The organism is Streptomyces coeruleorubidus (genome assembly GCF_028885415.1).
GTDB classification, from domain to species: Bacteria; Actinomycetota; Actinomycetes; order Streptomycetales; family Streptomycetaceae; genus Streptomyces; species Streptomyces coeruleorubidus_A.
In genome coordinates this window covers 8,606,510-8,620,089 of sequence record NZ_CP118527.1, presented here as the reverse complement: position 1 = coordinate 8,620,089, position 13,580 = coordinate 8,606,510, and the positions used below count along the sequence as shown (strand labels likewise).

The following is a 13,580-nucleotide window of genomic DNA, read 5'->3' as shown; positions in this document are numbered from 1 at the left end:
CTCGTCTCAACCGCGCGCTGGGGATGAGGGCACCTCGTACCGTACGAGTGACCTCGCGAAGGGCTCGCCACTGCGCCGGGCGCACGTCATCCGCTCGCGGACCTCGCTCAGGGTGCGAGGACGGTAACCGGGCCCGCCCCAGCAGCTCTTGTGGAAGCGGACGCCTGCGTGCAGCAGAACGGACAGCGTCCGCCAGGCCGCTGTGTCCCGGCGGCGGGGTGCGGCGAAGGCGGAGCCCACGTGGACCAGCGGCTCCGCGCAGCGGGGGCAGGTCCGCTGCCTGGAGCGAGATCTGCTTGACCATGCCGGTGTAGTCGCCCATGGCTCCGTCCTCGATCGCTCCGTCGGAGTAGTCCACGGCGGATGCCCAGGGCTCGGCATCCTTCCCGAGCCTGTCCATCAGTCCTTCCATCGCTCCGGCATCCATTGCCCTTGAGCGAGGACGCCTCCTGACGCGGGAACGCCCCTCGTCTTCCGCGCCGGTGTGTCCGGTCGGCTCACAGCCGGCGGCGGGTGGTCGCCATCTCGACGGCCAACTGGGTGCATTGCGATTCCGGCGCTCACTCAGCCTTCCTCGTCGCCTCCCTCCCCGTCCCCTCGCCGACGACGCACTCGCTCGACGATCCCGCTGGAGAGCTTGCCCTTGACCGAACCGGCCCGGTCGAGGGTCACCTTGCCGCGGCTTCTGGCGGCATCGACGCCCCTCGCTCCTGTCTCAAGTGCCTTGTCCCTCACCTCGGCAGCCGCGTCCACCCATCGTCTCGCCTCCGACGACCGGCGACCGGACTCGATCCCGAGCCGCTCGTGGAAGTCATGGACGCCGATCGCGACATGGTTGCTCGACCGGACCACAGCCGGGGACTTGGCCGGGTGCAGCAGCACCTTCGCGTTGGCCGTGCCGGCAACCGCATCCATCCGCGCCACCAGACGCTCGGTGCTCCGCGATAGGAGTTCCTGCCGGTCCTGCCGGGCAGCCTTCAGTCCGACGCGATGACCGTTCAGCTCCTCCGGGGACGCGTCCAGCACCCGGTCGAGTTCGAGCACGGCGATCGCGTCCTGCAGTTGGAAGCAGCGAGCCAGAACGGCGAGCCACTCCCGAACCGGGGACTCGGCTTCCCTGACCGTCGCGGCGAGATCGCCGATCTTGGACTGCCGCTCCATCTTCTCTGCGATCGCGTCGAGTTGACGCAAGGCGTACACCTGGGTCTCCGCGATCGCCGTCGGCGCGTCCTGCACCTTCGACCACATGATCTCGTCGACCCTGCCCCTCTTCTCGCGGATGGTCATGGTCTCGTCGATGACGATGCCCACTCCGATCATGCGGGACAGCACAGTGTCCTTCTGGGCGCGCAACACGTCCTCGACCTTCGCGTCGATCGTCGCGAGATAGTCGGTGATCTCGTCCATGCTCTGTTGCATCGCAACCTGCGACATGAGCTTCGCGGCATTGGCGAGAGCCGCCGGGTTGGTCAGAAACGATCGGGGTCCCTTCACGAACTCCACGAATCCCCTGATCTGGCCCTTCTGCCCCTTCACCACACCTGTGCTGAAACCGGTCTTCGAACTTTCCCTCAGCCCGTACTTCTTGACGAGCTGTGCCGACTTCGGAGTCAGCTTCACCCAGCGACCGGAGTCCGCGGCGAACTCCGAACCTGCCTGCGCGACTGCGGCTCCGGCACCGAAGACGGACTTGAGCCATTGCGGTCCGAGATCCTTCGACGACGACAGTCCCTCCGAGATGAGGAAGCGGTCGACATCCACCGCGTTCCCGATGACCATCAGTCCATCATCGTCACTGATCAGCTGAATCTCGTTGTCCATCGCCCGCTCCTGAAGTCGCTTCTCGCAGTTGTGGGTGGTCGGGGCGCGCGCGGCGATCGCCGGGCAGGGCCGAGCTCTTCCGATGACGCGAGAGCGAGGTGCCGGCCTGGACAGGGCCAGGGCCCGCTTCCCTTGCGCCGACGTGGAGATGACGTCCGGGCAGACACCAGTTCCTCATGGTTCGGGACGTGTTCGAGCCGACGCGTCGTTGGGCCGGCAGCAACTCGGGCCCGACCATGCCTTCCTGGCCTGCCGCGTCGCGGCGCCCGACAACCGGTGCCATCGCTGCGCGCCTGGAAGCGCACGTGCTGCCTGGCCGCGCCCACCCGTTCACGCATTCCCCCCGGCCACGCGCGCCTGCCCCCGAGAGGGCGGGCGACGGTTGATCGCCATCAGTATGAGACCCATGCACTCAGTTCACAAGGGGCGCATGTTCACTTCGCGCATTCGAACAGCGCTCGCACCGCCAGTGGCATAGGTTCGACAGTCGTCGGAATCCGAGGTCGGGAGGGCACATGCAGAAGGGCACGCTTGAGTACGAGCAGGCTCTGGACGCCGTGATCGAGATCCTGCGTTCACGGGCACGCCAGGGCGCGGTGCCCATTCCGTACGGGTGATCTGAGCAGCGAACTGGCACGGCTCGGTCATCACGTCGCCGCCCACGAGGGCCCCATGCCTTACCTCTTGGAGGACGCCTCGGTGCGGGAAAGCCCGGACGGATCACTGCCCTTGCTGTCGGCGCTCGTGGTGCTGAAGGACAGCGGCTGGCCGCCCAGCGGCTTCTTCAAACTGGCCCGACGGCCGCCGTACGGGCGCTCGGGTGACGACGCGCTGCCGTGAACGCGGGAACTCAAGGCGCTAGCGGAGCACTACGCAGGCCGCTGACGCTCACTGCGTCGACGCTCCCATTCCCAATAAAGGCACTGCTGTCCCGGCAGGCCAGTCGGTGCTCCCTCTGACCAAGTCGGCAGAAGTCCTTATGCTCTGGCCATGACATCCGGATTGACACCTCAACCCACCCTTCGAACCTGGCTGTTGAACGTGCTGGTGGAGTTGGGCGGCAGCGCACCAACCGGTCACGCACTCAAACACATGGAGCAACGCTACGGCACACTCCTCTCGCCCGAAGACCATGAAGGAACGGATCGAGATAATGAGCCCAAATGGCACAACAGGACCAGGTTTGAGCGAAAGAAGATGGAGCGATCAGGTCTTCTGGTCCCGGCCCGGGAGTCACGTGGCGTCTGGACACTGACTGAAGCCGGCTGGGACCAGTTTCACCTCCTCAGAGACACGGAGGTCGAGGCCGGCGCGGGGACGGAGGATCCTCCCGGGTCATCCGCCCACACGCCGAAAGGAGACGAGACACCCTCACGCGCCGAACAGACGACTCAACGCGTAGTCAGGAGTACCGCCGTTGCCGACTACGTGAAACGAGTGCACGACTACAGATGTCAGGTTTGCGGCATTCGACTTGCAACGTCAACAGGAGCGTACGCAGAAGCAGCGCACATCCGAGCCCTGGGGCGCCCTCACGATGGGCCCGACATCCCAGCCAACGTACTCTGCCTGTGCCCGAACCATCATGTCCTCTTCGACTTCGGCATGTTGACCATAGGTGATGGTTTGACCGTCACTGATCACACTTCTGGAGCTTCGCCATGTCGACTCAGAGAGATACCGGAACACAGAATCGACCGCCAGTACCTGGCGTACCACCGTGCCCACCACAGCGGAACGGCGCGGCCTTTTACCTCGTGACAAACACACGCCCGCTTGGGTCTTACGTCTTCCGAGGAATTGTAAAAGCTGTGGCGGGACCGCAAGGCGGGAGCCAGGGCTGCTGTGGTGCGGCGCAGCAGCACCTTCGACGCCGGGGTTCCGGAGCGTAGAGGTCGTCGTCGCGAGCGAAGTCCGGCTCGTACGGGTTCTGCCACGGTCGGTTCGTCGCGGGCGGGCGTCAAAAAGAGGATCGGTGCGGCAGGGTCGCACACATCTCGGATGATCGTGGAGCGACCTGTCGTAGAATTGTCTCTTCTGCGGACTTCACTCCGTGGCCGATCCCCGACGCCGAACGGTACGGCTTCCTACCGCTTCACGGTGGGTTCAACGCCACCGAGGTCGGCACGGCGGTCGCGAGAGCATCACCGAACGCTTGGGCCGCCCTCATTTGTCGGACCGGGCGAGCGAGGTCACAGCCGCGTTGGCCAGGGCTTGCTCTTGGACACGGCGGTCGTGCCGTTAGCTCCGACCGTGTCGTAAGTCCCTAGGTCTCGTGCACCTGGCCGACGGCCTCGGTCCGGGCGTGGACTGGTCGGAAGTGCGCCGAGGGGTTCAGCGGTTGGTGTCGAACTTCGGCCCAGACGGTCTTGGTGCAGCCGTCGGGGACGTCGCATCCCCAGCGGTAGGCGTATGCCTCGACCAGGAGCAGGCCACGACCGGAGGAAGCGTCGACGACTGGCCTCAGATCCGTGGGATGCGGGGGACAGCGCTCGGGGCGGGTGTCCGTCACCTCGACGCGGAAGCCGTGGGGCAGGAGGAGCAGCGTCAGCCGGAAGTCCCGGCCCGGGAGACTGCCGTGGCGGATGGCGTTCGACGCCAGCTCGGCGGTGACGAGGGCGACGGTACGGGCGGGGTCAGAGTCGTGCGGCAGCTCGGTCCACTCGGCGAACTGCTGGACGGCGAGCTGGCGGGCGAGGCGGGCGCCGCGTCTGGTGCTGCTGAAGCGCAGGGTCAGGTGGCGGGCGGGCGTGTGAGGCGGCTTCGCTACGTCGGTGATCTGGTGGTGGGTCACGGTGCCAGCGTGGTGCGGTGGTTGTCCCGCTGACCAGGTACGGCGGCCGTACGTCGTCTTCGTCGTACGGCGGGGGCGACTGGCTGTGGTCTTGGTTGTACGGGTCTTGTACGGGCGTTGTACAGGCCCCGAGGCGTGTCCCGTTTCCTGCGAGCTGCGTTGAACATGCCCCGGCGGCGTGGTGCGGAGCGGGATGGAAGGGCGTGGCGGTGTGAGGACGGGACGGGACGTACGGGACACGCGGAATGGTCGCGCGGCGAAGACGAAGGAGGAGGGGCCCGATCTGCCGGGTGTGTGGTCGGCGTACGGTGTGCTGCTCCAGCATTTGCGTAAGCGGGCCGGGTTGAATCAGCAGCAGCTCGGGGACTCGATCGGCTATTCGCTGGAGCAGGTCGCCTCGGTCGAGCAGGGGCGGCGGCCGGCGAAGGCGGCGTTCACCGCGGCGGCGGAAAGAGTGCTGGAGGCGCGGGGCGTCCTGGAAGTGCTTCAGGACGAGGTGGACCGGGCGAAACTGCCGCGCTTCTTCCGCAACTTCGCGCTCATCGAGGCGGAGGTGGTGAGCCGGTTCTCGTACGACCCGCTGCTGGTGCCGGGACTGTTGCAGACGGAGGGGTACGCGCGGGCTGTGTTCGCCGGGCACTGTCCGCCACTGAGCGAGGAGATCATCGACCAGCACACGGAGGCGCGGCTGAGTCGGCAGAAGCTGCTGACGCGGGTACCTATGGCGGAGTTGTCGTTCATCATCGGGGAGGAGGCGTTGCGCGATCCGGTGGGCGACGCTGAGGTGATGCGCGGGCAGTTGCAACGACTGCTGGAGGTAAGCACGTTGCGGAACGTCGAGGTACAGGTCATGCCTGCCGGGCGGGGGTTCCACCCGGGCAAGAACGGTCCGTTCGTGGTCGCGGAGTCGAAGGAGCATCGGCAGCTCGGATACTTTGAGTCACAAGGCGTCGGGTGTGTCGTGCAAGATCCTGCCGACGTAAGCGCATTCGCCTTGCGCTATGGCAAGCTGCGATCGCAGGCCCTGAACGTCGAGGAGTCTGCGCGGCTCATCGAACGGCTGGGCGGGAGAGACATGAGCATGGAGCAGGTGACCGACAACGGAGGCGGGCTGCGCTGGTTCAAGAGCAGCTACAGCGGGTCAGACGGTGGCGACTGTGTAGAGGTGGCCGCCGACCAGGACGCCGTGTACGTACGGGACTCCAAGGCGCCGAGCGTGGGACCGGTACTGCGGGTCAGCCGTGACAGGTGGGCCGCGTTCGTGGCGCTCGCGACGCGGTAGGGCGCAAAGAGACGGGCTCGCTCAGGTCACTTGGGCTGACGTGAGCGAGCCCGTTGTCATGCCGACGGCTCAGAAGAGGGCGCCCTCGACGCCCTCACCGAAATCCGAACCACCTCGCGCAGCCAACTGCTCCTTGCGCTTCCGAACGGCCTCAGGGGAAGGCGGGGGCAGGTCGGGGTGCTTCTCCCTCGCCTTCTTCTCCGTCACCCCCTTGTGCAGGCCGAGGTGAACCTCGTCGGCGTACGCCTGGTGGTTCAACTGCCGGAGCCGGTCGATGATCTCGGTGCGAGCGAGCATGCCGATGGTATAGCGGACGCCCTGATCGGTCTCGTGGAAACCGTGGTCGAGCGGGAACGTCTGGTGGGTCGGATCGGCAGCCGGGGTCTGGCCAGATTCGTCCAAGAGATCATGCCAGCCGTACGCCTCGACCGTGGCCTTATCGATCCTCTCATGGATGCGCCGCAGTTCAACGATGTCTTCGTCATTGCAGTCGGGGTCGTGCACCAAGTTGTAGGTGGCAGTAAGACCCATATTGCGGGCGATCATCAAGTCACGGCGATACTCGTCGAGACGCGCGCCGATCACACGAAGATTTTTTGAGGAAGCTGGGCGGACCAAGGGATCAAATACATCGCTTGGACTGTAAAGCAGGTCCGCCTTCATCGTGGCGCTACGATCCAGCGCCCACCAATAATGCGAAGCGCCGCTAAGTACCGCAAGTAGCCCCGGATCATCAGAGGTGAACACAACCAGCCTGTCGGAAAATACCTGCCCTGTTGGCACCATGACCGGCATGACAGATTTACTCACCCTCGTGAGCACGATACAGCGGGACAGATCGCGCAGAGCACGCGTCATCTCACCACGCGGCCGCCAGTACTGCCACCAATGATCCATCAATCCAGCATAGGACTTCGGATCCTTCTTTTCACACTCTGGCTTCACATCCTCCAATAGCTTGGCAAATGCCTTGGGGTAACTCCTAGCCTTCTCCTCTGACCACTCGTGAAAATTAATCACCCAGCGGTCACCTTGACAGGTCGGACTCGCATTGAGGTCCTGCCCGTTAAGAAGGGGTGCCAGGACCTCGGCATAGCGGCCATCCCCCTGAATCCAACTCCGAGCCTCTGATTCCGATACGCTAAACCCATCAATAACCAGGACCAAAGAGCCTTGGAAGGATTTACCGACGTTTCTGGCCAGTCGTTCCGCCCAAGAAGATTCTCGGGTTGCCGGATTAAGTGACGTCGAAATTCCATTAACCACAATTGCGTCACCGAGAGCGCACACAGACTCCACCTGCAGTGGCAGCTTCGTCGTCCACACCGCGCAATATTCAAGCACTGCCGAACTCGAAGGCCAGGGGGCACTCTTAATGGCTCTTCGAATGGTAACGCCAGCGGATACTAGTTGATCAAGGCCAACCTCGCGCGAGTCACCCTGCGCCAGAGTGTTTGTAGCAATTAGACCAGTTTGCCCGGCGCGATTGAGTAGCCCATGCGCCCGCAATTCAAAGTAGGCAACCAGATCAGCGCTTCCTCGTCTCCCGCTAGCCAAGAAATCGACCATGAATTCGCGGTAAGCTTCACCCAGCGCACTCGTAAGTTTCTTACCTCCGAGGAACGGCGGGTTCCCCACGATCGCATCAAACCCATCTTTAAGGGAAAATACCTCCGGAAAAACCAACGGCCAATGCACAGGCCGCCGCTCCAGCGCCCCCTCCGGCAGCTCCGCCGCCAGCCACTCCTCAGCGGTCGCCCGAGCCTCCTGAACCACCTCAGAGTCGTCCTCGACCCCATCCCCCACGATCTGCCGTACGATCCACGCAGCCCGTGGGAATAGGTCTCGAACCCTCTCCCCGCCCTCCTCCTTGTACCACGGCACCCGTCCCGACGCACACGTCGCCAGCGCAGCCCCCGCAATCAAGTCACCGACCAGCCGCAGCCGCCGAGAGTGCCGGTTGACCTCCTCCAGCCGCTCACGCTTCTCCTGAAGCGCCGGCAGGTCGACGCCCTTAATGGCGGTGATCGCCAGACGCTCCTGCGTCAGCTGATCCACCAACTGCCGCGCCTGCTCAGCCAGGATGTCGGCCTGCTGCCCCGGCTTCATGTGCACGGACTGGATCTGCTCCATGCTGTGCACACCCAGCAGCGAGTCCCCGGCGACCAACCGGTCGTCCAGGAACGTGAACGGCCGCCCCGGGTCCATCGACACCAGCCACAGCGACAGCTTGGCCATCTCCACGGCCATCGGATTGATGTCCGCCCCGTACAGGCAGTGCTCGATGATCTGACGCCGGGCCTCGACCACCACCGGGTCCTGCTCCGCGTCCGCCGCCGTCACCACGTCCACCGCGCGACCCGCCCGGTACGCCATCGCGTCCGCGCGGCCCTCGGCCTCCCACGCCTCGATCAAACGGTCCGCCAAGTAACGGCACGCCGCCACCAGGAACGCCGCCGAACCCATCGCGATGTCCGCGACCTTCAGGTCCAGGATCTGGTCAGCGGACTTCAGGCGCCATTCCCCTGTGTCCGCCGTCTGGAGCGGCCCCGGCTCGTACACCAGCGGTTCCAGCGCGTGCAGCACGACCTCCTCCGCGAGGAAGCGGGGCGTGTAATGCGTGCCCGTGTTCTTCCTCAGCGACGACTCCGTGACATACAGGGCGCCGTTCGGGATGACCGTCGGCAGGCCCCGCAGGTCCTCCCGCAGGATGCCGACGAAGGGCAGCAGCCTCTCCGTGAGCGCCGCGTCCTTCGTCACCGCGTTCAGGCGGCGGCGCGCCTCGGCCGACTCCTCCGCCCCGAGCGGGGCGAGCTTCTTCTCCAACTGGCCCGCCGTCGCCGGGGGCTTGGGGTCCTTCCACTTGTCGTGGATGGACTTCGCCAGCGTCTTCAGCGAACCGCTGGCCTTCGCCGCCAGCGACTCCAACTCCCGCAGCGGGACCTCGTGTTCCAGGCCCTCCGGGCCGATCAGTCCCACCATGTGTTCCGTCGCCCGCCGCCCGTCGAACGACAGCAGGCCCTCGTACACGTACCCGATCTGCTCGACGTCCAGCGCACGGAAGCTGAGCGTGCGGACCTCGCGATCCTTGCCCTTGCCGACGCGGACCTCCTGCACCGCCTGGAGCATGTGCAGGACCGTGCGGTCGTCGATGGGGAGGAGCGGCGTCGTGCGCTCCAGCCACGGGTACCTCTCCGGATCGAAGATCGATCCGTCATACGCCGGAAGGTGGAAGCCGGAGCCCGGGTGGTCCACTCCCCCGTGCACCGCGTGGAACAGGGCGATCAGGCGGTGCCACGCCGACGTCGTGTGTTCCAGCGACGTCTCGCCCTCCTCGTCCGCTCGCGCCTTCAGCTCGTCGCGCAGGAAGCGGGCGGAGTAGGACCGCGCATACACCTCGTTGTCCGCCGGGAGCAGGCCGCGCTCCTCCGCGAACAGGAGGAAGACGATGCGCATCATGACCGCTACCGCGCCCCGGTAGACCTCCCCCGCGCTCACGCCCGACGCGTGCAGGCCCGGCGTCCCGTGCTCGACCGCGCGCACGTCCGCTCGCCCTATGGCGTCGACGAGGAGTTCCACCGCCTGTCGGACCTGGATGCCCAGCGCCTCGGTGACGTCCTCGCCTGCCGCGAGGCTGGCCTTGAGCAAGCCGGCCAAGGTCTCGGCGTCGTCGTACTCGAAGAAGCGGCGGCGGCGCAGCAGGGACACGAACGCGCGGACGACGTTCCGCTCCGCCGCCTCGTTCCAGCCGATCGCGTCGAAGACGGCCGTGGTCGTGACGCCGCCCAGCGGGGCCCAGACCAGGCACCACCAGCGGCCGTCCGTGACGAGGCCGAGCGGTACGCCGTGGTGGCGCAGGAGGCGGGCCAGGCGGTCGGCCGGGGCCGCGGACCAGTCGCCGCCTCCGCCCGCGCGGGCGGTCGGAGCCGTGCCGGCCGGGACCGTCATGCCGAGCAGTCGCACCCGCTTGGCCGCGGACTCCACGTCCGGCTCGACCGCGAGATCCGCACCGGGTTCGACCAGCGCGAAGTCAGGGCGCACCTCGGTGTTGTGCTCGGCCACCCGCAGGGTCAGGCGGTCCAGGCCGTGGTGCTCGGACTCGCCCTGGCGGAACGTCAGCGCGTCCTCCCAGCCCAGCAGCCGGCCCAGGACGTACGCCACCCACTCGTCGCGGCCGGCCGTCGTGTCCGTCTGCCAGTCGGCGTGGCGGGCGCGCAGCCTGGCCCGTTCGTCCTTCTCCAGGGCGTCGAGCTGAGGCCAGGCCCTCAGCAGGACGGGCATGGTCAGGAAGGGGCCGGAGACCTCGGTGAGGTCCAGCCACTCCTGGTGCTGCCGGCGGCCGTCGGCGGCCTGGGCCTTGGCGGCGGCTACTCCACGGCTCATCGGGCGGCGGGGGCTCATCGGCGGGCTTCCTTTGCGGGGATCACGAAGACGACGGCGGCGGGGAAGAGATGGGAGCGGGGCTCGCGGTAGCGGGCGGCGATGGCGGCGAGTTCGCGGTCGCGCTCGGCGGGGAGGCCTTCGAGGCGTTCCTGCCAGCGGCGGCGGTCGTCCTCGAACTGGCGGCGCTCGTGGCCCGTCAGCTCGTGGGTGGAGAGGAGGGCCAGCTGTTCGCCCTCGCCGTCGCCCTCCTCCTTGAGCTTGGCGCGCAGAGTCGCCTCGAAGCGGTCGAGGGTGGCCGTGATGCGGCGCTCCTCCTCCGTTCGGCGGTCCGCGAGCCTGCTCTCCAGCTGGCGGCCGAGCTCGGCGGCACGGGCCTCCAGGGACCGGTAGAGAGGGTCCCGCAACTTCGGCCAAGCCTCGGTGAGTTCCTTGCGCAGGTGCGGGGCAGCCTCGGCTCCCTCGGTGAGTGCCCTGGACAGGACCCTGCCCTGTTCGCCGACCGACTCCCAGCGTCGGAAGCGGCCCGTGTCGCCGAACCAGCCGCCGGCGTACAGGACTTCCTCGTGCAGGCGAGTGCCGTCCGTGCCGACGAGGACATACCGCGCGTACGCGGAGACGAGCGTCGTGGTGACGGCCGGGTCGTCGGAGACGACGGCGGTGACGCGGTTCAGGTCCATCTGGTCGGCGTTCCACACGGCGGCGGTCAGCAGGCGCGTGGAGAGGGCCACCAGCGGATGCTTGAGGTGGGCGAGGACGACGTCGTCCCTGCCGTGCGCGGCGACCGTCGGGGAGAACGTGAGCGGTCGCTGCTCGCCCTCGCGGAGCTTGTGGGCAAGGCCCCGGGTCGCCCGCTCCCAGCTGCCGGACAAGGGCTGCACCTCGAAGAGGTCACCCGGCTCGAAGTCCTCGGCGCGGACCGTGGAGGGCAGGAGCGGCGGCTGGTGGTCGAGGGCCAGGGCGGTGTCCACGACCCGCTTGACATTGGCCGGGGTGAGGCCGAGGACGCTCACCGTCTCCTCGTACTGGTCGGCGAGCTTCTTCGTCTGGGCCGTGACGTTCTGCTCCGGCGCGACCTCGCCGCCCGTGCGGCGGCCCTTGATCGGCTTCGGCTTGGCGTTCTCGATGTCGACGGGCGCCGTGTCGCCGGTCATCCGGCGCTGCACGGCATCGGCGAGGACGGCGTTGACGGAGCCGAGATCGTGCTCCATGCGCGCGACCTTCTTGGCGACGCGGGAGAGGAACTCGAGGTCGGCCTCGTAGGAGCCGGCCTGGGCATGCTGCCAGCCGGATCCGATGAAGTGGGTGATCTCCGGGTCCTTCTTCTGGCCCCAGCGGTCGATACGGCCGATGCGCTGTTCGAGCTTGTTGGGGTTGAAGGGGATGTCGTAGTTGATCAGGCGGTGGCAGTGGTTCTGGAGATCGATGCCCTCGCCGGCGGCGTCGGTGGCGAGCAGGATGCGGACCTTGCCCTCCTCGCGGGTCGGCTCGGTCTGGAAGCCGAGGCGGATGCGCTCGCGTTCCTCGGTGGACAGGCCGCCGTGGAGGCGTTCGACGCGGCCTCCGTCGGTGAGTTCCTCCTGCTGGAGGAGGTCGTACAGCCACTCCTGCGTGTCGCGATACTCGGTGAAGACGACGACCCGTTCGTTGGTCCACCTCTTGCCGTCCGGTCGGCAGATGGCCTTGATCTCGCGGATCATTGCCTCTGCCTTGGAGTCGGGTGCGGCCTCATGGGTGAGCGCCCAGCGTTCCATCCGCTGCAACAGGTCGAGTTCCTGGCCGTCCTCCGCCGGAGTGAGCGAGGTCGAGCGGGTGAGCGCGTCGTCCTCCGCGTCGACCAGACCCGTGTCGTCGAGGTCGGCGACCAGGTCCGCGAACTCCTCCAGCCACTCCGGGACTTCGGCCGCTGCCGAGCGCCCCCGCGCCGGGCCGGTGTCCTCCAGGTGGGACAGGTAGACCTGGACCGTGTGCAAGAAGGCCGCCGGGGAGGAGAACAGGCGCTTCTTCAGCAGCAGGGTCACCAGGTCGGCTGCGCGGCGGCCGCCTCGGGCCTTGGGCGTCAGCTTCTTGCGGCGCAGCTCGGCGAACTCCCCGAGGAGCTGGTGGATCTCGCGCTCCTGCGGCGTGTAGTCGACGGAGAGTTCGAGGGTCTTGCGCGTGCGGAAGCGGGGTGTGCCGTCGGCGTTGGTGACCGTCGACTTCAAGCGGCGTACGACGGTGTCCTTAAGCGCTTCCTTGTCGGGGTCCACGCCGCGTGCGAAACGCTGGTCGTCGATGAGTTCGAGCAGCGCGGTGTACGACTCGGGATAGCCGTTGTGCGGGGTGGCGGACAGGAAGAGGCGGTGCTCGAAGTGCGGGACGAGGCGACGGATCAGCTTGGTCTGCTGGGAGTCGACCGCGTACACCTGCTTGGGTGCGGCGGGCGCGACGTGATGGGCCTCGTCGAGGACGAGCAGGTCGAAGAAGCGCTTGTGCTCGCCGTCGGGGCTCTCCTCGGGGGCGCCGATGACCTCGTCGAGGAGGCGCTGGGCCTTCTGGCCGCGCAGCCAGGGGAGGGAGACGATGGTGAGGGGGTGGACGCGGAAGGGGTTCGCGGCCGTGCCGTGGGTGCGGCGCAGGCGGGCGCAGTGCTCGGAGTCGACGATGGTGAACTCCAGGCCGAACTTCTCCGCCATCTCGTCGCGCCACTTGAGGGTGAGGCCGGCCGGACAGACCACCATGGTGCGCCGGGCGCGGCCACGCAGCAGCAACTCCTGGACGACGAGGCCGGCCTCGATGGTCTTGCCGAGGCCGACGTCGTCGGCGAGGAGGAGGTTGACGCGGGGAGCGCCGACGGCGCGGGAGACCGGCTCCAGTTGGTACGGCTCCACGGCGACGCCGGAGCGGAACGGGGCCTGGAGGGTCTTGGCATCGGCGGAGGCGACGGCGGACCAGCGGACGGCGTCGAGGAAGGCGGCGAGGCGGCTCGGGGAGTCGTAGGCGCCGGTGGAGGCGTCGGGGAGGGAGCCGGCGGGCAGGACGCGGCGGCCGGGTTCGACCTCCCAGATGACGGAGAGGGTGTCTCCGAAGCGGCCGTCGGCGACGGACTGGAGGTGGACGAGGGTGGCGGGCCTGCGCTCCTCGGCGCCGTCACGGGCCGGAGACGGCTCGACGCGGGCGACCACCCAGGACTGCCCGCGCACCTCGACGAGGTTGCCCTCCTCAGGGAGCTGCTCGGCCCCCGTCCGCTCGGTCTCGCGCTGAGCTGTTGACGTCATGGGCGCTGTTCCCCTCGGTGTCTCCTGCGACCGTCCGTAGACAGTG

Annotated in this window: 8 protein-coding genes and 1 pseudogene; 4 read left to right on the top strand and 5 right to left on the bottom strand. The window is 67.3% G+C overall.

Going from position 1 to position 13,580, the window contains the following annotated elements; translation table 11 throughout:
• Positions 1–6: 6 nt before the first annotated feature.
• Both PV963_RS39660 and PV963_RS39655 read right to left on the bottom strand, forming a co-directional pair.
• Positions 7–381: a deoxyxylulose-5-phosphate synthase gene (locus PV963_RS39660; RefSeq protein WP_274821271.1), complete on the bottom strand. Its 375-nt coding sequence runs from the start codon at positions 379–381 to the stop codon at positions 7–9.
• A 183-nt stretch (positions 382–564) separates the two neighbouring features.
• Entirely contained in the window at positions 565–1,821 is a 1,257-nt protein-coding gene (locus PV963_RS39655; RefSeq protein ID WP_274821270.1) for a hypothetical protein, read from the bottom strand.
• 672 nt (positions 1,822–2,493) lie between these two features.
• On the opposite strand from PV963_RS39655, the gene PV963_RS39650 reads away from it, so the two are divergent.
• Positions 2,494–2,661: a hypothetical protein gene (locus tag PV963_RS39650; RefSeq protein WP_274821269.1), complete on the top strand. Its 168-nt coding sequence runs from the start codon at positions 2,494–2,496 to the stop codon at positions 2,659–2,661.
• Positions 2,662–2,811: 150 nt separating this feature from the next.
• Positions 2,812–3,582 carry an HNH endonuclease gene (locus PV963_RS39645; RefSeq protein WP_425540987.1) on the top strand — a complete coding sequence of 257 codons (771 nt, stop codon included), beginning with the start codon at positions 2,812–2,814 and terminating at the stop codon, positions 3,580–3,582.
• A 505-nt stretch (positions 3,583–4,087) separates the two neighbouring features.
• Here PV963_RS39645 and PV963_RS39640 read toward each other — a convergent pair.
• Positions 4,088–4,615, bottom strand: a complete 528-nt coding sequence (locus PV963_RS39640; protein ID WP_274821268.1) for an ATP-binding protein — start codon at positions 4,613–4,615, stop codon at positions 4,088–4,090.
• Between the two features lie 193 nt (positions 4,616–4,808).
• Between PV963_RS39640 and PV963_RS39635 the strand changes: the two are divergent.
• Positions 4,809–5,684 (top strand): annotated as a pseudogene (locus PV963_RS39635) (Scr1 family TA system antitoxin-like transcriptional regulator); the annotation flags it as partial.
• Between the two features lie 6 nt (positions 5,685–5,690).
• Positions 5,691–5,897 (top strand): DUF397 domain-containing protein, encoded by a 207-nt coding sequence (locus PV963_RS39630; RefSeq protein ID WP_342456444.1) that lies wholly within the window; start codon positions 5,691–5,693, stop codon positions 5,895–5,897.
• A gap of 69 nt (positions 5,898–5,966) precedes the next feature.
• Here the strand turns inward: PV963_RS39630 and PV963_RS39625 are convergent, their stop codons facing one another.
• Positions 5,967–10,298, bottom strand: a complete 4,332-nt coding sequence (locus PV963_RS39625) for an Eco57I restriction-modification methylase domain-containing protein (protein ID WP_274821267.1) — start codon at positions 10,296–10,298, stop codon at positions 5,967–5,969.
• Positions 10,295–13,534, bottom strand: coding sequence for a DISARM system SNF2-like helicase DrmD (gene drmD, locus PV963_RS39620; RefSeq protein WP_274821266.1), 3,240 nt, complete (start codon positions 13,532–13,534; stop codon positions 10,295–10,297). The genes PV963_RS39625 and drmD overlap by 4 nt, the downstream gene beginning before the upstream one ends.
• Positions 13,535–13,580 lie beyond the last annotated feature (46 nt).